At 64.9% G+C, this 24,910-nt stretch carries 19 protein-coding genes and 1 pseudogene; 10 read left to right on the forward strand and 10 right to left on the reverse strand.

All coding sequences use genetic code 11. The features are described from left to right. Positions 1 to 105 precede the first annotated feature (105 nt). The 5 genes from ACOTSS_RS10590 to ACOTSS_RS10610 all read right to left on the reverse strand — a co-directional run bounded on the left by ACOTSS_RS10590 (position 106) and on the right by ACOTSS_RS10610 (position 5,888). A complete protein-coding gene (locus ACOTSS_RS10590) occupies positions 106 to 588 on the reverse strand; it encodes a hypothetical protein (RefSeq protein WP_448688130.1) in 483 nt (160 codons plus the stop codon). Positions 589 to 679: 91 nt separating this feature from the next. After that, positions 680 to 2,146 carry an Asp-tRNA(Asn)/Glu-tRNA(Gln) amidotransferase subunit GatB gene (gene gatB, locus ACOTSS_RS10595; protein ID WP_448688131.1) on the reverse strand — a complete coding sequence of 489 codons (1,467 nt, stop codon included), beginning with the start codon at positions 2,144 to 2,146 and terminating at the stop codon, positions 680 to 682. A gap of 90 nt (positions 2,147 to 2,236) precedes the next feature. Further along, a complete protein-coding gene (gene gatA / locus ACOTSS_RS10600; protein ID WP_448688132.1) occupies positions 2,237 to 3,733 on the reverse strand; it encodes an Asp-tRNA(Asn)/Glu-tRNA(Gln) amidotransferase subunit GatA in 1,497 nt (498 codons plus the stop codon). Then, entirely contained in the window at positions 3,733 to 4,035 is a 303-nt protein-coding gene (gene gatC, locus ACOTSS_RS10605; RefSeq protein WP_448688133.1) for an Asp-tRNA(Asn)/Glu-tRNA(Gln) amidotransferase subunit GatC, read from the reverse strand. Before gatC ends, gatA begins: the two co-directional genes overlap by 1 nt. A gap of 74 nt (positions 4,036 to 4,109) precedes the next feature. Further along, positions 4,110 to 5,888 carry a DUF4153 domain-containing protein gene (locus tag ACOTSS_RS10610; RefSeq protein ID WP_448688134.1) on the reverse strand — a complete coding sequence of 593 codons (1,779 nt, stop codon included), beginning with the start codon at positions 5,886 to 5,888 and terminating at the stop codon, positions 4,110 to 4,112. 188 nt (positions 5,889 to 6,076) lie between these two features. Between ACOTSS_RS10610 and ACOTSS_RS10615 the strand changes: the two genes are divergently transcribed. Together ACOTSS_RS10615 and ruvX are read left to right on the forward strand one after the other, a co-directional pair. Then, positions 6,077 to 7,360, forward strand: coding sequence for a DUF3089 domain-containing protein (locus ACOTSS_RS10615; RefSeq protein WP_448688135.1), 1,284 nt, complete (start codon positions 6,077 to 6,079; stop codon positions 7,358 to 7,360). Positions 7,361 to 7,473: 113 nt separating this feature from the next. Next, complete coding sequence (gene ruvX, locus ACOTSS_RS10620) at positions 7,474 to 7,932, forward strand: Holliday junction resolvase RuvX (RefSeq protein ID WP_448688136.1); 459 nt, start codon at positions 7,474 to 7,476, stop codon at positions 7,930 to 7,932. Positions 7,933 to 7,942: 10 nt separating this feature from the next. Here the strand turns inward: ruvX and ACOTSS_RS10625 are convergent, their stop codons facing one another. After that, complete coding sequence (locus tag ACOTSS_RS10625) at positions 7,943 to 8,401, reverse strand: hypothetical protein (RefSeq protein ID WP_448688137.1); 459 nt, start codon at positions 8,399 to 8,401, stop codon at positions 7,943 to 7,945. 117 nt (positions 8,402 to 8,518) lie between these two features. Between ACOTSS_RS10625 and ACOTSS_RS10630 the strand changes: the two genes are divergently transcribed. Further along, entirely contained in the window at positions 8,519 to 10,054 is a 1,536-nt protein-coding gene (locus tag ACOTSS_RS10630) for a BCCT family transporter (RefSeq protein ID WP_448688138.1), read from the forward strand. Positions 10,055 to 10,057: 3 nt separating this feature from the next. Here the strand turns inward: ACOTSS_RS10630 and ACOTSS_RS10635 are convergent, their stop codons facing one another. Then, on the reverse strand, positions 10,058 to 12,106 hold the full coding sequence (locus tag ACOTSS_RS10635; RefSeq protein WP_448688139.1) for a M13 family metallopeptidase: 2,049 nt from the start codon (positions 12,104 to 12,106) through the stop codon (positions 10,058 to 10,060). Positions 12,107 to 12,324: 218 nt separating this feature from the next. Between ACOTSS_RS10635 and uvrA the strand changes: the two genes are divergently transcribed. Further along, the gene (gene uvrA / locus ACOTSS_RS10640) at positions 12,325 to 15,306 is read left to right on the forward strand and encodes an excinuclease ABC subunit UvrA (protein ID WP_448688140.1); all 2,982 of its coding nucleotides are present in this window, start codon (positions 12,325 to 12,327) and stop codon (positions 15,304 to 15,306) included. 803 nt (positions 15,307 to 16,109) lie between these two features. Here uvrA and ACOTSS_RS10645 read toward each other — a convergent pair. The 3 genes and pseudogenes from ACOTSS_RS10645 to ACOTSS_RS10655 all read right to left on the reverse strand — a co-directional run. Beyond that, positions 16,110 to 16,190: pseudogene (locus ACOTSS_RS10645) on the reverse strand (putative quinol monooxygenase); the annotation flags it as partial. A gap of 47 nt (positions 16,191 to 16,237) precedes the next feature. After that, positions 16,238 to 17,134 (reverse strand): DNA adenine methylase, encoded by an 897-nt coding sequence (locus ACOTSS_RS10650; RefSeq protein ID WP_448688141.1) that lies wholly within the window; start codon positions 17,132 to 17,134, stop codon positions 16,238 to 16,240. Between the two features lie 2 nt (positions 17,135 to 17,136). After that, positions 17,137 to 18,471 (reverse strand): hypothetical protein, encoded by a 1,335-nt coding sequence (locus ACOTSS_RS10655; protein WP_448688142.1) that lies wholly within the window; start codon positions 18,469 to 18,471, stop codon positions 17,137 to 17,139. 188 nt (positions 18,472 to 18,659) lie between these two features. Here ACOTSS_RS10655 and ACOTSS_RS10660 point away from each other — a divergent pair, with 188 nt between their 5' ends. The 6 genes from ACOTSS_RS10660 (at position 18,660) to phoB (ending at position 24,908) form a co-directional block, all read left to right on the forward strand. Beyond that, entirely contained in the window at positions 18,660 to 19,721 is a 1,062-nt protein-coding gene (locus ACOTSS_RS10660; protein ID WP_448688143.1) for a substrate-binding domain-containing protein, read from the forward strand. Between the two features lie 179 nt (positions 19,722 to 19,900). Continuing rightward, positions 19,901 to 21,277, forward strand: coding sequence for a phosphate ABC transporter permease subunit PstC (pstC, locus tag ACOTSS_RS10665; protein ID WP_448688144.1), 1,377 nt, complete (start codon positions 19,901 to 19,903; stop codon positions 21,275 to 21,277). Further along, entirely contained in the window at positions 21,270 to 22,526 is a 1,257-nt protein-coding gene (gene pstA, locus ACOTSS_RS10670; RefSeq protein ID WP_448688145.1) for a phosphate ABC transporter permease PstA, read from the forward strand. Before pstC ends, pstA begins: the two co-directional genes overlap by 8 nt. A 2-nt stretch (positions 22,527 to 22,528) precedes the next feature. Further along, on the forward strand, positions 22,529 to 23,311 hold the full coding sequence (gene pstB, locus ACOTSS_RS10675) for a phosphate ABC transporter ATP-binding protein PstB (RefSeq protein WP_448688146.1): 783 nt from the start codon (positions 22,529 to 22,531) through the stop codon (positions 23,309 to 23,311). A 179-nt stretch (positions 23,312 to 23,490) separates the two neighbouring features. Beyond that, positions 23,491 to 24,210: a phosphate signaling complex protein PhoU gene (phoU, locus tag ACOTSS_RS10680; protein WP_448688147.1), complete on the forward strand. Its 720-nt coding sequence runs from the start codon at positions 23,491 to 23,493 to the stop codon at positions 24,208 to 24,210. Beyond that, complete coding sequence (phoB, locus tag ACOTSS_RS10685) at positions 24,210 to 24,908, forward strand: phosphate regulon transcriptional regulator PhoB (protein WP_095383926.1); 699 nt, start codon at positions 24,210 to 24,212, stop codon at positions 24,906 to 24,908. The genes phoU and phoB overlap by 1 nt, the downstream gene beginning before the upstream one ends. The last annotated feature ends 2 nt before the right edge of the window (positions 24,909 to 24,910 follow it).

Consider the following 24,910-nt stretch of genomic DNA (forward strand, 5'->3'; position numbering starts at 1 on the left):
CAACCCCCGTCAGGAATCGGAGCTGCAACAAGGGCGACCGCGACGCAAGCGCGATCGCTGCCATTATCCTTCGTTTGCGGTGACTTGGCTACCGCGGCTCGCGCCTTACCCCGCGCAGAAGCGAAGGAAGCGCGCAATTGCTTCCTTGCCGCTCGCAGTCGCCGCCATATCGGTCGTTTCACCCGACGCGCTCAGGCGGAGCCAGCCATTGGCGGCAAAAGCGCCGAAGAAGGGCGAATCGCCGGCGATTTCTTCGGAGGAAAAATAGGGCATTTCCTCGGCGTCGGTCGTGCCCGCCAGTTCCAGGCTCTGGTCGCCCGACACCAGCTCGATCGCGGTCAGTTCTGGATCGCCGCCGGTGATGCCCGCAAAGATGCGGTTCCCGCCTTCTTCGCAGCTGAAATTCAACGGCTGGTCGTCGGTATCGGCCACTTCATAAGCGAGGATCGCGCTCTGCGTTCTTTCCTCGTCGTTGACGCGCATCGTCCAGTCATAGCCATCGTTCACCGCGGGCGCGCCAGCGGCACTCGCCGCCGCGCCTGTCGCGAGCACGAGAATGCTGCAAGCCGAAACCAGAATCCGCTTCATCACCATTCATCCTCCGCTGTCATTATGCCATGATTTCAACGCTTATGACAGTGAAGTGCCTGAATCGCCCGTGAACCGGATCACCTGGCGGTCAGCCGAGCGCCTTCTTGAGCAGTTCGTTCACCACCTGCGGATTCGCCTTGCCCTGCATCGCCTTCATCGTCTGGCCGACGAAGAAACCGAACAAGGCTTCCTTGCCGCCCTTATACTGCTCGACCTTGTCGGCGTTGGCGGAAAGGACCTTGGCGATCTCGGCCTCGATCGCGCCCGTGTCGCTTGTCTGCTTGAGGCCTTCGCGATCGACGATCGCCGCGGCGCCGTCCCCGCTTTCGAGCATCTTCTCGAACACCTGCTTGGCGATCGTTCCCGAAATCGTGCCGTCGGCGACGAGGCCGAGCAGCTCGGCCGCCTGCGCCGGGCTCACCGGCGATTCACTGATGTCCTTGCCTAGCCGGTTGAGCGCGCCGAACAATTCGCTCGTCACCCAGTTCGCCGCCGCGACGGGCTTCGCGCCCGCTTCGAGCAACGCGTCGAACCAGCGCGCCGCCTCGACCTCTGCGGTCAACACATCGGCGTTATACGCCGAAATGCCTTCGCTCAGATAGCGTGCGCGCTTGGCGTCGGGCAGTTCGGGCAGGCTCGCCCGGCATTCCGCGAGAAACGCATCGTCGAGTTCGAGCGGCAGCAGGTCGGGATCGGGGAAGTAGCGGTAATCATGCGCATCTTCCTTCGACCGCATCGAGCGCGTCTCGTTGCGGTCGGGATCGTAAAGCCGCGTTTCCTGCACCACCGTGCCGCCGCTTTCGATCAGTTCGACCTGGCGCTTCGCCTCGCCCTCGATCACCGCCATCACGAAGCGCACCGAATTGACGTTCTTCGTCTCGGTGCGCGTCCCGAATTCGTCGCCGGGTTTGCGGACCGACACGTTGACGTCGGCGCGCATCGAGCCCTCTTCCATATTGCCGTCGCACGAGCCGACATAGCGCAGGATCGAGCGCAGCTTGCGCACATAGGCCCCCGCCTCGGCCGGCGAGCGCATGTCGGGGCGCGAGACGATTTCCATCAGCGCGACGCCCGACCGGTTGAGGTCGACGTAGCTCATCGTCGGATGCTGGTCGTGCATCAGCTTGCCGGCGTCCTGCTCGACATGGATGCGTTCGATCCCGATGCGCTTCGCTTCCGGCAGACCCGCCTTTTCATCAGCCTCGATCGTCAGCGAACCTTCGCCGACAAGCGGATGATAAAGCTGCGAAATCTGGTAACCCTGCGGCAGGTCGGCGTAGAAATAATTCTTGCGGTCAAAGCGCGACCATTTGTTGATCTGCGCGTCGATCGCCATGCCCGTGCGCACCGCCTGGCGGATGCACTCGCGGTTCGGCACCGGCAGCATCCCCGGCATCGCGGCGTCGACCAGCGATACCTGCGTGTTCGGCTCCGCCCCGAACGCCGTCGCGGCGCCCGAGAACAGCTTGGCGTTGGAGGTGACCTGCGCATGGACCTCGAGGCCGATCACGACCTCCCACTCGCCGGTTTCGCCCTTGATGCGATAGTCAGACATCTCTTTTTCCTCGTCATCCCAGCGAAAGCTGGGATCTCTCACGTCCTGCCCCCACGATAGCGGCCCCAGCTTTCGCTGGGGCGACGTGAGTTACCACCACTTCTCCGCCCGCGCCGTGAAGCCCGCACGTTCCTCGATCGCCAGCCCCGCGTTCAGCACACCCTGCTCGTCGAACGCCTTGCCGATGATCTGCAACCCGAGCGGCAGCCCTTCGCGGTTCAGCGCCGCGGGGACCGACATCGCGGGCAGCCCGGCGAGGCTCGCGGGCACCGCGAACACGTCGTTCAGATACATCGCCAGCGGATCGGCGGTCTTTTCGCCCAGCCCGAACGCCGCCGACGGCGCGGTCGGCGCGAGGATCACGTCGCAGCTTGCAAACGCAGCCTCGAAATCGCGCGCGATCAGCGTCCGCACCTTCTGCGCCTGCGTATAATAGGCGTCGTAAAAGCCCGCCGACAGCACATAGGTGCCGATCATGATGCGGCGCTTGACCTCGGGCCCGAAGCCGTCGGCGCGCGTCGCGGCATACATGTCCTGCAACCCCGCGCCCTGCGGCAAGTCGCGGAGACCATAACGCACGCCGTCATAGCGCGCGAGGTTCGACGACGCCTCGGCGGGCGCGATGATATAATAGGCCGGCAGCGCATATTTGGTGTGCGGCAAGCTGATTTGGGCGACCTCGGCCCCCGCATCCTTCAGCATCGCGATGCCCGCATCCCACATCGCGTCGATGTCGGAATCGATGCCCTCCAGTCGATATTCCTTGGGAATACCGACCTTCTTACCCTTGAGATCGCTCGACAAGGCGGCTTCCCAATTGGGCACCGCCATGTCGAGGCTCGTCGCATCCTTGGGATCGAAGCCCGCCATATTCTCGAGCATGATCGCGCAGTCGCGCACGTCGCGCGCCATCGGCCCCGCCTGGTCGAGCGAGCTCGCGAACGCCACGATGCCCCAGCGCGAGCAGCGTCCATAGGTCGGCTTGATCCCCGAAATGCCGGTGAAGGCCGCGGGCTGGCGGATCGAGCCGCCGGTGTCGGTCCCGGTCGCCGCGGGGCACAGACGCGCCGCGATCGCCGCTGAAGACCCGCCCGAGGACCCGCCGGGCGCGAGCGCGGCCCCCTCTTTAAGATTTGGGCCGCCGTCCTTGCGGCGCCAAGGCGAGATCACGTTGCCGAAATAGCTGGTCTCGTTCGACGACCCCATCGCGAACTGGTCGAGGTTCAGCTTCCCCAGCATCCCCGCGCCCGCGTCCCACAATTTCTGCGACACGGTCGATTCATAGCGCGGCACGAAGCCTTCGAGCATATGGCTCGCGGCGGTGGTCTGGACGCCGTTGGTCGCGAACAGATCCTTCATCCCGATCGGCACGCCCGACAGCGGCTTCAGCGCCCCCGCGGCGCGATCGGCATCGGCCTGCTTCGCCGCCGCGAGCGCATGGTCGGGCGTCTCGACGATGAACGCGTTGAGCGCCTTCGCGCCCGCGACATTGGCGTTGAACGCCTCGGCGACCTCGACGGCGCTGAAATCGCCCGCGCGGTGCCCGTCGCGGATCTGCGCGACGGTGAGATTCGTAAGATCGGTCATTATTCGATCACCTTGGGAACGCCGAAGAACCCATGCTGCGGCGCAGGGGCGTTCGCGAGAACGTCGTCGCGGCGGTTGCCACCGGTCAGCGGGTCGGCATCGACGACATCGTCGCGCAGCCGCAGCTTGTTCGGGATCACCGCGGTCATCGGCTCGACCCCGGTCACGTCGACCTCGCCGAGTTGCTCGACCCAGCCCAAAATCCCGTTGAGTTCGCCTTCCATCGCGGCGGCTTCGGCATCGCTGATCGCGATGCGCGCCAGCGACGCGATTTTCCTTACTGTTGCCTGATCGATTGCCATTGAGTCCTGCCTTTGCGGGAGAAGCTGCGCCGCTAGCACCGCGCTTGCGGCGCTTCAAGGTGGGACCCGAAAAGCTATTCGAATGCGTCGCCCACCGGCTTGCCGTCGACGAAGACCTGCCGCCGCGTCACCGGCCGCACCTCGACCGAAGCGGTTGCGAGATCGGCGGCGGGTCGGTCGGGCTGTTCGGCGCGGCGCACCGCCTCATACTCCTCGGCCCATTCGCCGTCTTTCGGACTGCGGACAAAGAAGCGAACGTCGGATCCGCGCGCGATCAGCGCAACGCGGCCGTCTGCAAGGACATAGGCAGCACACGCCGAGGTCCGGCATTGGTCCCGCCGCTCGACCGCTATGTAGAATCCGGCCGGAAGCGCCTCACCCGCCGGCAGCACGCGCACCCGCTGTTCGATCGCCTTCGCGGCAAAGGCGGCTTCCTTCGCATCGACGCCATCGCCCGCGTCCCGCAGATCCCAGCGATTCTTCGCCGCCAGCGCCCATTTCGCCAGATTCGCCCGCTCCGCGCGCGGCGACCCCGTCACGTCCTTCAGCGCTCGCCGCCCGCTCGGTCCGAAATCGAAGGCGAGCGCCGCCCAGTCGAACTTTTCCGCCTTCACCGCCCCGCTTTCCAGCCGGGCGATCTGGTCGCGGGTCGAGATCGCCCCGAAATCGAGGATCGGCAGCGCCAGGAACGCCGCGAGCAGCATCAGCCCGATCGCGAGCTTCTGTTGCAAGGGCCGCAGCGCGTCGTCGAAATCCCACCGCCGCCGCGCGAGCGCGATCACGCCGGCGATGCCGTACGCCAGCGCGATCCCGACCGCGATCACCCCCCAGATGCGCTCGGGCGTCCAGCCATATTGCCCGATCCGCACCTGCATCGACACCGCGGCGATGATCGCGAGCGGCAGCACCGCGACCGCGAGCACCGCCGCCGCCGCGTGCAGCACGCGGTTCGCCGACCGGTCCTCGGCGCCGTTGCCGATCACCGCATTGGCGAGCAGCACCGCGAACGCCGAAATGCCGAGCATCAGCCCCGCGGTCGAGAAACCCGCGTCCCACAGCTTCTGCAATCCCGTACCCAGCAGCGACAGCAGGAACAGGATCAGCGCCGCCGCCAGCACCGGCGCGAGCACCGCGAGCACGATCATCACGAGCCGCTGCAGCGTCGAAACCAGCTTGTCGCGCTCGCGCAGCAGGCCGACCGCGCCGCCGAACGCCGCCCCCGCGAGCATCCAGCCGAACCATTCGCCGCGCAGCAGGTCGCGGATAAGGTCGATGCCGATCAGATGGAACATCTCGCCGATCAGCATGACGAGCAGGAAGGTCACCCCGACGAAGGCCAGGCTCGCGGCGCCGATCACCGCGTCGGTCCACGCGTGGCTGTGCAGCCGCGCATAGGGCATCTGCCACAGCTTCCAGAAGCGCGCGTCGGGCGCGACGTCGCGCCGCGTCTGGAACAGCGGCGTCGCGACGAGCACCGCGAGGATGCCCGACCAGAACGGCCATTCGACCGGCGATCCATTGAGGTTGTAGCCCGCCGAATGCCAGGTGATCAGCCCCATCACCGCGCCCCATGCAGCCGCGAAGCCCGCCGCCCAGTGCCAGCGGCGCAGCTCGACCCCCAGCACGAACACCACCGCCGAAATCGCGACGAATGCCGCCAGCGCGTCGCGCCACGCCGCGGCGGGCGCGTCATAGGATCGGTCGATCAGCTGATGAAACACCAGCCCCGCGACCGCGCAGATCGCCGCCATGATCCACGGCCGCAGCGGCCAGGGCGCGTCATTGTCGTCGAGGCGGGCCGAGACAGGCCGGGCCGACTCGGGGGCGGGCGGAGTTGCGGACGGTTCGGTCATGCCCCACATCTACCCTCTAAATTCGTCATGCTGAACTTGTTTCAGCATCCATGGCCTGCCCCCCTCGACCAGCGCTGCATCTCATTCAGGAGTGGGCCATGGACCCTGAAACAAGTTCAGGGTGACGCCGATTTGAACGGCGGCTAGAGACATGCCAGACCCTCTCCCCGCCCCGCATGGAGCCCCGCTTGGCCCGCAAATTCCTCTACCTCATCGCCGCGATCATCCTCCTCGTCCTCGGCGTCGGCATCGCCTGGCAGCTCGCGCCCGGCTGGTTCGGCCGCGTCGCCTTCGTGCCGTCGACCGAGTTCAAGCCGCAGGCGGCGATCGCCCCCAACGCCTATGACGATGCCAGCATGTGGCTCGCGCGTCCGGGGTTGGATGACGACCCGACGTCCTGGCGCCCCGAACTCGCCGGAACACCCGCGCCGCCGCCTGACAGCGCCGCCGCTCAATCACGCGATCAGTTGATCCCGCCCGCAAACGCCGCCCCAACGACGGCGCCCGCCGCGGCTCAAAAGGGCGACGCCGCGATCTTCTTCGTCCACCCGACCAGCTATTACAGCAAGTCGAGCTGGAACGCCCCGCTCGACGACCGCGACGCCAATTACCGCGCCGACCTGTTCATGCGCGGCATGGCGAGCGCCTTCGCCGACGCGGGCGAGGTCTGGGCGCCGCGCTATCGCCAGGCGACGCTCGGCGCCTTCCTCGCCACCGACCGCGTCACCGCGGGCAAGGCGATCGACGCCGCCTATCGCGACGTCGAGCAGGCGTTCGACGCCTTCCTCGCCGCGCAGCCGAAGAACCGGCCGATCATCCTCGCCGGCCACAGCCAGGGCGCGCTGCATATCGAAACGCTGATCAAGAACCGCATCGCCGGCACCCCGCTCGCAAAGCGCATCGTCGCAGCCTATGTCGTCGGCTGGCCGATCAGCCGCGACACCGACCTCGAGGCGCTCGGCCTCCCCGCCTGCGGGACGCCCGAACAGGCGAACTGCATCCTCGGCTGGGCAAGCTTCGCCGAGCCTGCCGACACCTCGATGGTCACCGGCGCCTATGACGGCACGATCGGCTACGACGGCCGCCCGCGCCGCGAGACGCGGATGCTCTGCACCAACCCGATCACCGGCATCCCCGACACCGAAGCCGCGCCCGAAGCCAATATCGGTACGCTGAAGCCCGAGGACGGCTTCAAAAAGGGTCAGCTTGTCGCGGGGGTGATCGGCGCCCGGTGCGACGACACGCGCGGTTTCCTGATGATCGGCGATGCCGAGGTCGCGAAGGATTATGCGCCAAGCTACGTCCTTCCCGGCAACAATTACCACGTCTTCGACATCACCCTCTTCTGGGCCAATGTCCGCGCCGACGTGCTGCGCCGGCTCGCGACTTTCGAGGGCAAGCCCTCCCCGGTCCCGCCGCCGGCAGCGCCGGTGGCGACGCCTGCACCGGACGCCGCGACGCCCAAATCCTGAGATCGTCATTGCGAGGAGCGAAGCGACGCGGCAATCTCCAGCCCTCGACCTTGCGCGCCGTTGCCCGCTGGAGATTGCTTCGCTTCGCTCGCAATGACGGCTAAGGGGCGAGGATGATCACCACCGCCGCCCCCGACTTCGCCGCCGTACTGCCGAACGGCGGCCGCCTCGCGGGGCTCGATGTCGGCACCAAGACCATCGGCGTCGCGCTCTGCGACGCGGGGTGGAGCTTCGCGACCCCCGACAAGACGATCCTGCGCAGGAAATTCGCCGCCGACCTCGAAGCGCTGCGCCAGCTCGTCGCGGCGCAATCGGTCGTCGGTCTCGTCGTCGGGCTGCCGCTCAACATGGACGGCAGCGACAGCCCGCGCACCCAGTCGGTGCGCGCCTTCGCCCGCAACCTCGCTCCCCTCGCCCTCCCCGTCCTGCTCTGGGACGAGCGCTGGTCGACCGCCGCGGTCGAGCGCGCGATGATCGCCGCCGACGTCAGCCGCGCCAAGCGCGCCGAGCGCATCGACAGCGCGGCGGCGGCGTTCATCCTGCAAGGCGCGATCGACGCAATGGTGCGCTAGGCTCGGTATCCTAGGGTTTCGGCGGCGTCGCGGGTTGCGCGCAGCGCGTCGTATCGCCCGCCTTGCATGCCGCGACGTCGGCCTCCCACTTCAGCCGCTGTGCGGCCGCCTCGGCTGCGACGCGCGCCTTTTCGGCTTCATAGGCCGCGGTCTCGTCGGCGTAGGTCGCCTGTGCCGCCGCTTCCTCCTGCGCAGCCGCCGCAACCTCCTGCTCGTAAGCGACATTTTCGGATTTCGCGCGTGCCGCCTGCTCGGCGTTCAGCCGTGCGGTGTTCGCGCGTTCCTCAGGCGTCGCGCCGTCGGGCTGTTCCTTATCCTTGGCGAGGTCGGCGGTGACGGCATCGAGGCTGGAGGCCTCGGCCGCCGGCTGTCCGGTCGCCGGTTCTTCGGTCTGCGTCTGAAAGGCGGCGGCCGATCCGGCGCCCAGCAGCGCCAGGGCGCCGACCGCCGTCAAAATCATCCTCGTCATCGAAGCGCCTCCTCCTTCAACATAGCTGTCTGCCGCCGGAAACGCTTCGCCGCGACTTGCGTTCCCCTCATCGCCCCATTTGACGTTGCCCCATGCCGCCGTCATGCTGGCGGCTTCATGACAGCGCTTCCGCCCCGTCCGATCAACCGCCCGGTCTTCTTCATCCCGCTCGCGGTGCTCGCGACGGCGCTCGTGGCAAGCCTGTGGCAAGGGGCGCGCTTCCTCGCCGCAGAGACGGCCTTCAACGACTGGATATTGCGCAACTTCGGCCCCGTCTTCACGGTCACCAGCGTTGTCTTTCTCATACTGCTCGCGGCCATCGCGCTGTCGCCCTTCGGCGCGACGATCATCGGCGGCGCGGGCGCGAAGCCGCTGCTCGGGCGCTGGCGCTGGTTCGCCGTGACCTTGTGCACCACCATCGCCACCGGCATCCTGTTCTGGGGCGTCGCCGAGCCACTGTTCCACCTCAACGCGCCGCCGAAGATGCTGGGGCTCGCACCGGGCAGCGATGCCGCGGCGACCTTCGCCATGTCGACGATGTTCCTTCACTGGACGCTGACGCCCTATGCGATCTACACCGTCGCCGCTCTCGCCTTCGCGATCGTCTATTACAACCGCCGCGAGCCCTTTCGCCTGTCGTCGCTGTTCGTCCCGCTGATCGGACAGCGGGCGCACGGGCCGGTCGGATCGGCGGTCGACATCCTCTGCCTCTACGCGCTCGTCGCGGGCATGGCGGCGTCGCTCGGCGCCGGCATCCTGTCGCTGGCCGGCGGGGTCGAGGGGCTCGGCGGCTTTTCGGGCGGCGTGCCGCTGCGCTGGGCGATCGCGGCGCTGATCGTCGCGAGCTTCCTGATCTCGGCCGCGACCGGGCTGCAAAAGGGCATCGCCGGCCTGTCGGTGCTCAACACCTGGCTGTTCTTCGCGATCATCGCCTTCGTGCTCGTCGCGGGGCCGCTCGGCGACATGCTCGGCCTGTCGCTGCGCGGCGGCGCCGACTATGTCCGCACCTTCGTGCCGCGCAACTTGGGCCTCGACGTCGATGCCGACTGGCACCGGCAATGGACGATCTTCAACTGGGCCAACTGGTTCGCCTGGGCGCCGGTGACCGCGCTGTTCCTCGGGCGGCTCGCGGTCGGCTACAGCGTGCGCGCCTTCATCCTCATCAACCTGATCCTGCCCGCGCTGTTCGGCGCGGTGTGGATGACGGCGATCGCCGGCGCGACGATCGCGATCGACCAGCATAGCGGCGCCAGCCTCTATGCCGTGCTCGCGAGCCAGGGCCCCGACCCTGTGCTGTTCCGCCTGTTCGACGCGCTCGGCGGCGGCTCCTTCGTCACCGCGACGGTGCTGTTCGCGATCTTCCTGTCTTATGTCGCGGGCGCCGACGCCAATGTCTCGGCGATGAGCGCGCTGTCGACGCACGGCATCTCTCCCGACGCGCCCGAGGCGCCGCTCGCCGTCCAGATCGTCTGGGGCGTCACCGTCGGCCTCGTCGCGATCGTCCTTGTCGCGTCGTCGGGGATCGACGGCATCCGCATGATGTCGGTGCTCGGCGGCTTTCCGGCGCTGTTCGTGATCGTCGGCGCCGCGCTGTCGCTGTGCGTGATGGCGGTGCGGGGACGGCGCGACGCCGCCCCCGCCCTGCCCGGATAGGCCTTACCAGATCCGCGTGCGATCTTCGGGCTTCAGATAATATTTGGCGTCGGGCGTGACGCCGAACGCCTTGTACCACGCATCGACGTTGCGGAGCGGACCGATGATGCGCCAGCGCGCCGGGCTGTGCTCGTCGCTCGCCACCTGCTGCTTGATCGCGTCGTCGCGCGCCTTGTCGCGCCACGCCTGCGCAAAGGCGAGGAAGAAACGCTGGTCGCCGGTCAGCCCGTCGATCACCGGCGCCTCCTTGCCGCCGAGCGAGCGGTGATAGGCGTCATAGGCGACCTCGAGCCCCGCGAGGTCGGCGATGTTCTCGCCCATCGTCAGGCCGGGGTTGATGAAAGCGCCGGGCGCCGCCTCGTAGGTCGCATATTGCGCGCCGAAACCCTTGGCCTGCGCCTCGAAGCGCGCGGCATCCTCCTTCGTCCACCAGTCGCGCACCGCGCCGCTCGCGTCGATCTTGCGCCCCTGATCGTCAAAGCCGTGGGTGATCTCGTGGCCGATGACGGCGCCGATCGCGCCGTAATTGACCGCGTCGTCGACGCCCTCGCTGAAATAGGGCGCCTGCAGGATCGCCGCGGGGAAGACGATCTTGTTCTCGAGCCCGCCGTTATAGGCGTTCACCTCCTGCGGGTTCATCGACCATTTCTTGCGGTCGACCGGCTTGTTCAGTTCGCTCAGCGCATAGGCATATTCGAACGCCGCGCTGCGCTCGACATTGCCATAGAGGTCGGCGGGATCGATCCTGAGCCCCGAATAGTCGCGCCACTTGTCGGGGTAGCCGACCATGACGTCCATCTTTTCGAGCTTGGCGAGCGCGGCCTCCTTGGTTGCGGGCGCCATCCAGCCATTGCCGCGGATCCGGTCGCCCATCGCGAGCTTCAGATTGGCGACGAGCGTCTCCATCTTCGCCTTGGCGCTCGGCGGGAAATATTGCCGGGCATAGGTTTCGCCGACCAACTCGCCGAGGCTGCCGTCGACCAGGGTCAGCCCGCGCTTCCAGCGCGGACGCTGCTCGCTGACCCCGCTCATCGCCTTCGCATATTCGAAGCGGCTGTCGACGAACGCCTTCGACAGATAGGGCGCGGCATTGTCGGCGACGTGGAAGGCCTGCCACAGCTTGATCGTGTCGAGCGGGGTCTTCGCATAGACCGCCGCGATGTCGCGGATCGCGCTGTTCTCGTTGACGATGATCCGCTTCTGCGGCGCGATGCCGGCGCCCGCGAACCACGCGTTCCAGTCGAGCCCCGGCGCATAGGCGGCGAGTTCGGCCGACGACATCGGATTGTTGATCTTGCCGAGGTCGCGGCGATCGGCGATCGCCCAGCTCGCCTTGGCGATGTCGGTCTCGAACGCCATGATCGCATCGGCCGCCTTTTCGGGCGCGGCATTGCCGACCATCCGCATCGTCCGCGCGATATAGGCGCGATAGGCGTCGCGCTGCGCCTTGAACTCGTCGGACAGATAATATTCGCGGTCGGGCAGTCCGATGCCGCCCTGGCCGAGCCACAATATGTTCATCGTCGGATCGGCGGTGTCGGCATAGGGCTCGCCGCCGACGATGCTCGCGCCGAAGGCGCCCTGCGAGCGCCCCATGAAGCGCGCCATTTCGGCCTTGTCCTTGATCGCCTCGACCCTGGCGAGGTCGGCCATCAACGGTTTGGCGCCGAGCGCCTCGACCCGCGCCTCGTCCATGAAGCTCTGATAGAGCCCACCCACCTGCCCCGCCGCCGGCGCGCCGGTCACCAGCGCGCGAAGCTGCCGCTGGGTCAGGTTATAGACGTCGTAATCGACCCCCGCCGAGGCCTGATCGGCCGGAATCTCGGTGTTCCTGAACCAGGTGCCGTTGGCGTAGCGATCGAAATCGTCGCCCGGCTTCACCGACGTGTCGCGCGCGCCGAGGTCGACGCCCCAGCTGCCGAAGCTCAGCGGCTTGAGCGAGCCGGCGTCCGCGGGCGCCACCTGCGCCGCGGGCGCGTCGTCCGAATGGGCCAGCGCGGCGGAGCCGGCCAGCGCAAGCGACGCCGCCGACAAGAGCAAGAGTGTCTTCATCACATGTCCCCGTTTTCAACTGATGCCCATAAGGGCGATAGCCTCGCATGGCCGCGCCGCCGACGGCTGGCACGATATTTGTGGCAAGCGGCGGAATCGCTTCGACGAACGCAGGGCAGCCATCGGCGGACCTTGCGGTTGGCGCCGCTGCGTCCCATGTTCCGGGCTGGCGCGGACCCTCTTGCGCCGCAAGAACAAATATGGAACACACCCCTCCCATGAGTCTCACTCACATCTCCGTGCGCGGTGCGCGCGAGCATAATCTCAAAGGGGTCGACGTCGACCTGCCGCGCGACAGCCTGATCGTCATCACCGGGCTTTCGGGCTCGGGCAAATCGAGCCTCGCTTTCGATACCATCTATGCCGAGGGGCAGCGGCGCTATGTGGAATCGCTTTCCGCTTACGCACGCCAGTTCCTCGAGATGATGCAGAAGCCCGACGTCGAGCATATCGACGGCCTGTCGCCCGCGATCAGCATCGAGCAGAAGACGACGAGCCGCAACCCGCGCTCGACCGTCGCGACGGTGACCGAGATCTACGACTATATGCGCCTCCTCTGGGCGCGCGTCGGCACCCCCTATTCGCCCGCGACCGGCGAGCCGATTTCGGCGCAGACCGTCAGCCAGATGGTCGACCGCGTGATGGAACTGCCCGAGGGCACGCGCGCCTATCTGCTCGCCCCCGTCGTGCGCGGCCGCAAGGGCGAGTATCGCAAGGAACTCGCGCAATGGCAGAAGGAAGGCTTCACCCGCGTCCGCATCGACGGCACCTTCCACGAGATCGAGGAGGCGCCGGCGCTCGACAAGAAGTACAAGCATGACATCGAGGTCGTCGTCGACCGCATCGTCGTGCGCGAAGGCATCGAGACCCGGCTCGCCGACAGCTTCGAGACCGCGCTGAAACTCGCCGAGGGGCTCGCCTATGTCGATCTGGCGGATACGACGGTGGCGGAGGCGCTCGCCAATTCTCCCCTCCCGCTTGCGGGAGGGGTCGGGGGAGGGTCTGTTCCGGCAGCATCCGGCCTCGACATGCCCTCCCCTAACCCCTCCCGCGAGCGGGAGGGGAATCTCAAGGGCGCCGGCATTCCCGCGAACCGCATCATCTTCTCCGAGAAGTTCGCCTGCCCCGTCTCGGGCTTCACGATCGCCGAGATCGAGCCGCGGCTGTTCAGCTTCAACGCGCCGCAGGGCGCCTGCCCGGCGTGCGACGGGCTCGGCGAGCGGCTCGAGTTCGATCCCGAGCTCGTCGTCCCCAACCATGCGCTGAGCCTGAAGAAGGGCGCGGTGGTGCCGTGGGCGAAATCGAACCCGCCCTCGCCTTACTATATGCAGGTGCTCGAAAGCCTCGGCAAAGCCTATGACTTCGGGCTCGACACGCCGTGGCAGGACCTGCCCGGCGGGGTGCAGGAGATCATCCTGCACGGCACCGGCGGCATGCCCGTCGAGCTGACCTTCAAGGACGGCAAGCGCACTTACACGACGCACAAGGCGTTCGAGGGCGTGATCGGCAATCTCAACCGCCGCATGCTCCAGACCGAGAGCGCGTGGATGCGCGAGGAGCTGGGCAAATATCAGACCGCGCAGCCGTGCGAGACCTGTCACGGCGCGCGGCTGCGCCCCGAGCCGCTCGCGGTGAAGATCGCGGGCGAGGACATCAGCCAGTCGGCGCGGCGCAGCGTCGCCGACGCGCTCCACTGGTTCGGCACGCTCGAGGAGAAGCTGAACGAGCAGCAGAAGCAGATCGCCAAGGCGATCCTGAAAGAGATCAACGAGCGGCTCGGCTTCCTCAACAATGTCGGGCTCGACTATCTCAACCTCAACCGCACCAGCGGCACGCTGAGCGGCGGCGAGAGCCAGCGCATCCGCCTCGCCAGCCAGATCGGCAGCGGGCTTTCGGGGGTGCTCTACGTCCTCGACGAGCCCAGCATCGGCCTCCACCAGCGCGACAACGACCGGCTGCTCGCGACCTTGAAACGGCTCCGCGACCTCGGCAACACGGTGATCGTCGTCGAGCATGACGAGGATGCGATCCGCCATGCCGACTATGTCGTCGACATGGGCCCCGGCGCGGGGGTCCACGGCGGCGAGATCGTCGCCGAGGGGACGCTGAAACAGGTGCTCGCGAACAAGAAGAGCCTGACCGCGGCCTATCTAACCGGCGCGAAGAAGATCGAGGTGCCGGCGCACCGCCGCCCGGGCAACGGTTTCGACCTGGTGCTGAAGGGCGCGCGGGCGAACAATTTGCGTAACGTCACCGCGACGATTCCGCTCGGCACCTTCACCTGCGTCACCGGCCTGTCGGGTTCGGGCAAGTCGAGCCTCGTCATCGACACGCTCTACGCCAGCGCGGCGCGGACGCTCAACGGCGCGCGGCTCGTCGCGGGGCCGCACGACGCGCTGACGGGGCTCGAGCATTGCGACAAGGTGATCGACATCGACCAGTCGCCGATCGGCCGCACCCCGCGCTCCAACCCCGCCACCTACACGGGCGCCTTCACCGTCATCCGCGACTGGTTCGCGGGGCTGCCCGAGGCGCAGGCGCGCGGCTACAAGCCCGGGCGCTTCAGCTTCAACGTCAAGGGCGGGCGCTGCGAGACCTGCACCGGCGACGGGCTGATCAAGATCGAGATGCACTTCCTGCCCGACGTCTATGTGACGTGCGAGACGTGCCACGGAAAGCGCTACAACCGCGAAACGCTGGAGGTGAAGTTCAAGGGCAAGAGCATCGCCGACGTGCTCGACATGACGGTCGAGGACGCCGCCGACTTCTTCAAGGCGGTGCCCGCGATCCGCGACAAGATGGCGATGCTGTGCCGCGTGGGCCTTGGCTATATCAAGGTCGGGCAGCAGGCGACGACGCTGTCGGGCGGCGAGGCGCAGCGGGTGAAGCTGGCGAAGGAGCTGTCGCGGCGCTCGACCGGGCAGACGCTCTACATCCTCGACGAGCCGACGACGGGGCTGCATTTCGAGGATGTGAGGAAGCTGCTCGAAGTGCTGCAGGCGCTGGTCGACCAGGGCAACAGCGTCGTGGTGATCGAGCACAACCTCGACGTCATCAAGACCGCCGACTGGATCGTCGACCTGGGCCCCGAGGGCGGGGTCAAAGGCGGCGAGATCGTCGCGGCGGGGACGCCGGAACAGGTGGTGAAGGAGAAGCGCAGCTTCACCGGGCAATATCTGGCGCCGCTGCTGGGGAAGTAGGGGCGGCGACACCCTTCCCCCTCTTCATCGTCACCCCGGACTTGATCCGGGGTCCCGCCCAGCCATGGTGATAAGCGGGACCCCGGATCAAGTCCGGGGTGACGGAAACGGGTTGTGCTATGCCGATCCCATCAGCCTCGCGGTGACACCCTCGGCGGCATAGATGCGCATCGCGGGCGGTTGCGGCGACCGCGCGCCCCGACGATCCAAAGTTCAGTAAAGTTCAGCCTTGTGCGCCGATTTGCCGTGGCCGTCCCCCGCGTACTGCGGCGAAGCCAAACCGGGCCGCGCCCGCACGCGGGGCGCCATCGCTTTTGTCCATGATGTGAAAGAGCCAGGGTCAAGGCTGGCACAGCCGAATAATGTAGGAAAGCGATTTTTGTCCTTCTCCCCTCCCGCTGGCGGGAGGGGCCGAGGGGCGGTGCTTTTTGCCTCTCCTTCTTCGTGGCTTCGTGTCTTTGTGCGAACCGAAAATCTCGCACAAAGACACGAAGCCACGAAGAAGAGCGAGATTCCCGCTTTCGCGGGAAGGACGAGAGAGGGATGAAGGAGGCTGGCAAGCCTCTGCCTCTCCCGCGGGAGGGAGGGGAGTTTCGCCCCGCCCCTACCCCATCAGCGTCGCGGTGATATCCTCGGCGGCATGGATGCGGATCGCGGGCGGCTCGGGCGAGAGGCGGCGCATTTCGGCGACGAAGGCTCCCGACGCGGGCACCGCGATCCCGGATCAGGTCCGGGATGACCTGCGCGCGCACCGCGTCGACGCTCTCCCACTCCTCGACGAAGGCGAGGCGGTCGGGGTTCTCGACATCGACATGGCAATGATGCGCCAGACACCCCGCCTCACCCCGCGACCGCGCGCTATGCCCGGTGCCGAGCGCGATCATGCGTTCGCGATGTTCGGGGGTGAGGATGACGTGGCCGGTGATGAGGATCAAGCGGCAACGCTTTGTGGAACGGCGTGCATTGGCCGTATTGGATCGGGTATGATCAAGCGATCATCAAAAAACATCAGTTCCCTTCCCGTTCCTGCCGATCTTGCGCTGTAATTAATAGAATATTCTATTGACCGAAAATCTCGATACAACTCTGCAATCTGGCGGACAGAATCATATGAGACCACCCAAGAAAACCTAGAATCAACCTCATGTAAAATGCCGGCGATCACCTCGTGATCATTTTCCTCGTAGTAATTGTAGTATAACTGCCTCCCCTTTTCAAAATATGGCGGATCCAGATAAATGAGGGTCCTGAAATTATTATCTGTCGAGTATTTCTTCAATAGATCAGCGGCATCACTCATCGAAATTTCTATTCTGCTAGACGCCGACCCTATCTTACTTACCCTATCTGCAAGCTCAGGGCGGTTGAAGCGAGCATCGATCTTCCAGTCGCCGGACTGAGCCCGCCCGCCAATTATGCCACCATTCAGAATTCCTGATCGATTTGCACGGTTCAGGTAAAATGCTGAAAATCCGCATTCCAACGCATTGGAAACTGAAAAAATATCCTTTGAGGATTTAAATATCGCTTTCTGCCGATCCCACTCGGCAACTGTCAGTTCCGCATTTTCAATTCTTTTGCACAATTCGAAATTGAAATTCTTTACAGAATACCAAAAAGAGAAAATTGGCACAGAAAGGTCATTAATATGAATATTTCTTACAAAATTTTCCAGTAATATCTCACATGCAATCGCCGCCCCTCCTGCGTATGGCTCCACATAGGTGCCATCGCAAAGATCATTCATGATAATCAGCTGCTTAATATACTTTGCAAGCTTGCCTTTTCCGCCAGGGTAGCGGAGTGGGGTGTAGTGTCCCAGAGACATATTCAGCCCCAAACATTATCAAGAAAGATCTTCAATATATCTCCGCCGGATTTTAGTTCGCCGGGCGAAGGGCTATGATACGCATTATGCACATATTGATTAAGAAGATCGTGAAAAAGCGGGCTATTTTTATTGTTGATGGATTGAGTAACTGGCTTGAGCTTATGCGCCTTAACCCCAGCGGAAACAAGTTCAGCGCAGCAATCGCCAACCTTTTCGGCCAAAGATTTATCTTTTTGATGAGGAGGATTTCCACGCTTTCTTGAAATATGCTTATCGTCTAGATATTCGTCAACAGTCATTTCTAGAATAATTCGCATCAAAATTGCGATTGCATTCTTATTTTTCTCTATTTCAAGCTTGGACAATTCTTGAAATATCTCATCAATCCTAGCAATAGGAATATTTAGTTTATATCCGCGCGGAAATATTCCCTTTTGCGCGGATGGAGATCTCTTCCGTTTTTTTCTGCTTTCGGTTCTTACAAAATCGACCTGCGCGAGAGTGTCAACAGGAGATGCCTCGATCGCCTTTGACAAGTCAGGTTTAACTTCCTTAGAAAGCGACTTTACATACGCCTCTTGATCTTGTTTTTTGTTAATAGTCCGATTGGTTAAATCGCCAGCCAGAACCTCTTTTACGATATGAGTAAGTGGCTTAATTACCTCTGACGGCTCCACCTTAGTATAGAGAATATCGCCCTTTGTTTCGATTCCGAATGCTCCCTTCAAAGTCGCGGAACCCATAACGCGATCGATGACCGATATCGAAATATCGTCGTTCAGCCGTTCGCGTTCATCGTCGGACAAATCCCCAAAGCGCCTCACAAGATCGATGGCTTGAAGAGAAGGGCTGTTTCCACGAAATCTGGCCGTGGCGACACCCGACCAACCAACGATGCCCTCGCCCGCGCCTTGGCCGGTATGCCTCATTTCAATCCACCGCCGTGCGTCGTCCCGCTTCTCAAAGGTATATGCGGGAATTGGCTCGACTTTGTTTACCCTGAACTCGCCAGCAGCGGCTTTTAGTTTTTTTCGCCGCCCTTCCGGCATGTCCAATCCAGATAGAACGCTTGAATCCTTTAAAATTTGCAATGCGCTTACCCGCCGATTGCCTTCCAGCGTGACATAACCTTTCGGACTAGCTTGCTTCATTACCAGCAATCGGTCCGCGGGATTCAGTCCATTTTTCGCTATGTCTAGGGCTAACGCAACTAAGCGGTCACCTTGATTCTTAATGACGGCCTGCAAAGCCTCCCGCTGTGTTTGAACTTTTCGAGTTCGCGGGTTTATTAGATCAAGGAGCAGATCGTCGATCTTCAGATTAACAGCTGGCATTTTGCTCTCCCCCGATCTTTCGGTTTATATTTGCTGAGATGCAAATCAAGTCTAATCGCGTTTGATCCATGACACTTCCATGACACTTCCTGTCACAAACGCGTCACACAAAACCCCCATTGGCGGCTCAGCGAGTCGCCGCGGGGGTGGCGGCTTGGTTCGGTAACGACCCCCGACAGGATTGCCTCATGTTCCAGAAATTCGGCCCCAAGGTCCTTGGCTTCGCCGGCGCCGCGACGTGCGCGCTGGCGCTTTCCGCGTGCCAGGATCAGGCGTCCTCGGGCGGCGGTGCGCGCGATTATATCAGCGCGGTCGGATCGTCGACCGTCTATCCCTTTGCCACCGCGGTGGGTGAGAAGTTCGCCGAAGCCACCGGCAACAAGACGCCCAAGATCGATAGCACCGGGACCGGCGGCGGCTTCGAGCGCTTTTGCCAGGGCGTCGGCGGCGACACGCCCGATATCGCCAATGCCTCGCGCCGGATGAAGAAGAAGGAATTCGACACCTGCGCCGCGAACGGCGTGAAGGACATCGTCGAGATCCAGATCGGCATCGACGGCATCGCGCTTGGCGAGGCTTCGCGCGGCCCCGGCTTCAAGCTGACCGAGGAAGACGTCTACAAGGCGCTCGCGGCGAACCCCTATGGCAAGCCCAACACAGCGAAGACGTGGAAGGACGTCAACCCGGCGCTGCCCGCGGTCGGCATCTCGGTGTTCGGTCCGCCGTCGACCAGCGGCACTTATGATGCGTTCAAGGAGTTGATCCTCGGCAAGGGCTGCGACGCCAACCCCGCGATGAAGGCGCTGAAGGACAGCGACAAGGACAAGCATGAGGCGGTGTGCACCGGCCTGCGCGGCGCGCCCTTCTATGTCGAGCAGGGCGAGAATGATAATCTGATCATCTCGAAGCTCGACAAGAACCCCGACAGCCTCGGCATCTTCGGCTTTTCCTACCTCGACGCCAACAAGGACAAGATCAAGGCCGTGCCGGTGCAGGGCGTGTCGCCGACCTATGCGACGATCGCCGACGGCAGCTACCCCGGATCGCGCCCGCTGTTCATCTATGTGAAGAAGGCGCATGTCGGCGTCGTCCCGGGGCTCGCGGACTATGTCGCGGAATTCCTGAAGGGCGCGGCCGAGGGCGGCTATCTGGCGCCCAAGGGCCTGATCGTCTCGCCGAAGGACGTCGCGGACACCGCGAACGCCGCGGCGAAGGGCATGACGCCGCTCGACGGATCGGTGCTGAAATAAGGGCTCTCCCCGCCTGGCGGCCGGGGCGGGTTCGCCCTTCCCCGGCCGCCGATTTTTGGATCGTCATTGCGAGCGCAGCGAAGCAATCTCCAGCAAGCATTCCGGCATTTCGATTGCTGGAGATTGCTTCGTCGCTACGCTCCTCGCAATGACGAAGATTTTGACCGGATGAAGATCACGTGACCTTCAACGCCGCCGCCCTGTTGCTCCTGATCCTCGGCCTCGCGCTGATCGGCTGGCTTGCCGGCCGGGCGCGGTCGGCGCTGCTCGCGGGGCGTGCGGGGGCGAAGCTGCATTCGCGGCCGCAATATCATGGCTGGTACGTCGCGCTGTGGCTGTTCGCGCCCGCCGCGATCTTCCTCGCGGTGTGGGCGAGCGTGTCGCCCGCGCTGGTCACCAACCAGGTGCTGGCGACCGACGCCGCGCAAAGCCTGCCCGCCTTCGGCTTCGAGCGCGGCGCGATATTGTCCGACGCGCGCAATGTCGCGCAGGGGCGGCAGGCGGCGGTGCGCATTCCCGCCGCGGCGCCGCTGGTCGCGCCCTATGCCGCGGCGACGCGGCATTACGCCTGGATCGGCATCGCGGCGATGCTGGCGCTCGGGCTGGCGGGGGGGCTTTACGCCTTCACGCGGATCAGGCCCGATTTCCGCGCGCGGTCGCGGGTCGAGCGGATCGTGATGGGGCTGTTGCTGCTCGCCTCGCTCGTCGCGATCCTGACGACCTTCGGCATCGTGCTGTCGCTGCTGTTCGAATCGATCCGCTTCTTCCGCCTCGTCCCCGTGACCGAGCTGCTGTTCGGCACCTATTGGAACCCGCAGAGCGGCGCGCCGGTCGCCGACACCTTCGGCGGCATTCCGCTGTTCTGGGGGACGGTGCTGATCGGGGCGATCATCGCGATGATCGTCGCCATTCCCATCGGCATGATGACCGCGGTGTACCTGACCCAATATGCCGCGCCGCGCGTGCGCCGCTGGGTGAAGCCGTGCCTCGAGATCCTCGCGGGGGTGCCGACGGTCGTCTACGGCTATTTCGCGGCGCTGACCGTGGCGCCGGCGCTGCGCAATTTCGCGGTGATGCTGGGCGTGCCCAACGCCTCGACCGAAAGCGCGCTCGCCGCGGGCATCGTGATGGGGGTGATGATCATCCCCTTCGTCTCGTCGATGGCCGACGACAGCATCAACGCGGTGCCGCAGGCGATGCGCGACGGCAGCCTTGCGCTGGGCGCGACGCCGAACGAGACGATCCGCCAGGTGCTGATCCCCGCCGCGCTGCCGGGCGTGATGGGCGGCATCCTCCTCGCGGTCAGCCGCGCGATCGGCGAGACGATGATCGTGGTGATGGCGGCGGGCCTCTCCGCCAACCTGACCGCCAATCCCTTCGCCAGCGTCACCACGGTGACCGCGCAGATCGTCAAGCTGCTGACCGGCGACCAGGAGTTCGACAGCGCGAAGACGCTCGCCGCCTTCGCGCTCGGCCTCGTCCTCTTCCTCGTCACGCTGCTGCTCAACATCGTCGCGCTGCGGATCGTGAAGAAATATCGCGAAGCTTATGAATAGAAACACCGCCCCAACCGACTGGACGGCTCCCGCGATGCAGAAGCGCATCGCGGCGCGCTACGCCGCCGAGCGCCGCTTCAAGCTGCTCGGGCTCGGCGCGGTGCTGCTGTCGGGCCTGTTCCTCGCCTTTCTGCTGACCGTCATGGTCGGCAATGGCGCGCGTGGCTTCACCTACACCCATGTATCGGTGCCGATCGACTTTCAGGCGACCCCGCTGACGGTCGACGCCTCGCGGCTAAACGACCCCGACGCCGACCAGATGATCGCGAACGCCGGGCTCGCCGACATCGTCGCCTTCGCCGCCGACGAGGCGCTGGGCGACGGCGGGTCGGCGCTGATCAGCGAGAATGCGTGGAAAGAGGTGCGGACCGGGATCAAGGCCGACCCCGAGCTCTTGACCGGCAAGAGCGTTTTCGAGCTGCCCGCGTCGAGCGAGGTCGACATCGCCGCCAAGGAGGGCGCCAAGGGCGAACTCGGCGCGCGCGTCGACGCGCTGGAACGCGACGGGCGGCTCTCGACGGGCATCCACTGGCCCTTCTTCCGCAACGCCGACGCCACCGACCCCGCGGTCGCGGGCATCTGGGGGGCATTGAAGGGATCGCTGCTGACGATCGTCATCGCCTTCCTGATCGCCTTTCCGACCGGGGTGCTCGCGGCGCTCTATCTCGAGGAATATGCGCCCAAGAACCGCTGGACCGACCTGATCGAGGTGTCGATCAACAACCTCGCCGCGGTGCCCTCGATCATCTTCGGCCTGCTCGCGCTCGCGGTGTTCATCAACTGGTTCGGCCTCTGCCAGGCGAGCCCGCTCGTCGGCGGGCTGACGCTGGCGCTGATGACGATGCCGGTGATCGTCATCGCCGCGCGCAACGCGATCCAGGCGGTGCCGCCGTCGATCCGCGACGCCGCGCTGGGGGTCGGGGCAAGTCCCGTGCAGGTCGTGTTCCACCATGTCCTGCCGCTCGCGCTGCCCGGCATCCTCACCGGCACGATCATCGGCATGGCGCGCGCGCTGGGCGAGACCGCGCCGCTGCTGCTGATCGGCATGCGCGCCTTCATCGGCGACGTGCCGGGCGGCATCTGCTCGCCCTCGACCGTGCTGCCGATGCAGATCTTCCTCTGGTCGGACGAGGTCGACCGCGGCTTCGTCGAGAAGACCTCCGCCGCGATCATCGTGCTGCTCATCGTCCTCCTGTCGATGAACGCGCTCGCGATCTATCTTCGCAACAAGTTCGAAAAACGCTGGTGAACATGACCCAAGACGATCTCACTATCGCCGATCCCAAGATGAAGGCCGAAGGGGTCGACGTCTTCTATGGCGACAAGCAGGCGATCAGCAACGTGTCGATCGACGTCGGCACCGACCTCGTCACCGCCTTCATCGGCCCGTCGGGCTGCGGCAAGTCGACCTTCCTGCGCTCCCTGAACCGGATGAACGACACGGTCGCGAGCGCGCGCGTCACGGGCAGGATCACCCTCGACGGCGAGGACATCTATGCGCCGTCGATGGACGTGGTGCAGCTTCGCGCCCGCGTCGGCATGGTGTTCCAGAAGCCGAACCCCTTCCCCAAGTCGATCTACGACAATGTCGCCTATGGCCCGCGCATCCACGGCCTCGCGCCGGCCAAGGCCGACCTCGACGGCATCGTCGAGCGCGCACTGGTCCGCGCCGGGCTGTGGGACGAGGTCAAGGACCGGCTTGGCGAGAGCGGCACCGCGCTGTCGGGCGGCCAGCAGCAGCGCCTGTGCATCGCGCGCGCGATCGCGGTCGACCCCGAGGTGATTTTGATGGACGAGCCCTGCTCGGCGCTCGACCCGATCGCGACCGCGAAGATCGAGGAGCTGATCCACGAACTGCGCGGAAAATATGCGATCGTGATCGTCACCCACAATATGCAGCAGGCGGCCCGCGTGTCGCAGCGCACCGCCTTTTTCCACCTCGGGACGCTGGTCGAATATGGCAAGACCACCGATATCTTCACCAACCCGAAGCAGGACCGCACCAAGGATTATATCACGGGGCGTTATGGGTAGGCGCAGCGTCCTCTCCCTTCGTCATGCTGAACTTGTTTCAGCATCCATGGCCTGCGCTATCCTGAAGCGCCGCGCCGGGGGGACAGGGCGGACCATGGATGTTGAAACAAGTTCAGCATGACGAGGCAAATTAGGGAGGCGCCCGATTTCTGGGCAGCCTTCAGGACAGGACGAAACAGATGGCAATAGTCAACGAACATACCGTCAAGGCCTTCGACGAGGATCTGAACCGCCTGCGCGGGCTGATCAGCGAGATGGGCGGACGCGCCGAGCAGGCGCTGCTCCAGGCGATGACCGCGCTCGGCAAGGGCGATCAGGAGCTTGCGGCACAGGTCGTCGAGGGCGACAAGAAGATCGACGCGCTCGAGGCCGAGGTCGAACAGCTCACCGTCCAGACGATCGCCCTCAGGGCCCCGATGGCCGACGACCTGCGCGAGATGATCGCGGCGCTGAAGATCGTCTCGGTCGTCGAGCGCATCGGCGACTATGCGAAGAATATCGCCAAGCGCGTCGCGCTGATGGACCAGACGCGCTCGATCGCCGCGATCCCGGTGCTGACCTCGATGTCCGCGATTGTCGCCGAACTCGTCCACGATGCGCTCGACAGCTTCGCGGCGCGCGACGCCGAGCTCGCGGTCCGGGTGACGGTTCGCGACAAGGCGGTCGACGATTTCTACAACAGCATCTTTCGCACCCTCGTGACCTTCATGATGGAAAATCCGAAGCATATCACCGAGAGCGCGCACCTGCTGTTCGTCGCCAAGAACCTCGAGCGCATGGGCGACCATGCGACCAACATCGCCGAGATGGTCTATTATGTCGTCACCGGCGAGCGGATGGAGGAGCGCGAGCGCGGCGAACAGCCCGAGGATGGTGCCGCGGAGCAGGAGCAAGGCTGATGCCGCAACCCGACCTCCTGCTGATCGAGGATGACGAGGCGATCGCCGAACTGATCGTCTGGCATTTCGCGCGCGAGGGCTTTTCGGTGCGCCAGACCCCCGACGGCGAGCAGGCGCTCGTCCTGGTCGAGGAACGCGTTCCCGACATCGTCCTGCTCGACTGGATGATCGAGAGCCTGCCGGGCATCGAGGTGTGCCGGCGCCTGCGCCGCAACTCCAAGTCGGCGAACGTCCCGATCATCATGCTCACCGCGCGCGGCGAGGAGGAGGATCGCATCCGCGGCCTCGAAACCGGCGCCGACGACTATGTGACGAAGCCGTTCAGCCCGCGCGAACTGGTCGCGCGCGTTCAGGCGGTGCTCCGCCGCCTTCGCCCCGCGCTCGCCGGCGAGATGCTGAGCTATGCCGACATCGAGCTCGATTCGGTCGCGCACAAGGTGGTGCGCGGCGGCCAGATCGTCGCGATGGGCCCGACCGAATTCCGCCTGCTGCGCCATTTCATGGAGCATCCGGGCCGCGTCTTCTCGCGCGGGCAATTGCTCGACAGCGTCTGGGGCCAGGACAGCGACATCGAGCTGCGCACCGTCGACGTCCACATCCGGCGGCTGCGGAAAGCGATCAACCTGCCCGGCACCGCGGACATCATCCGCACCGTGCGCTCGGCGGGCTATGCGCTCGACGCGGGGAAGAGCGTCTGAAG

It is taken from the genome of Sphingopyxis sp. NJF-3 (assembly GCF_053514865.1).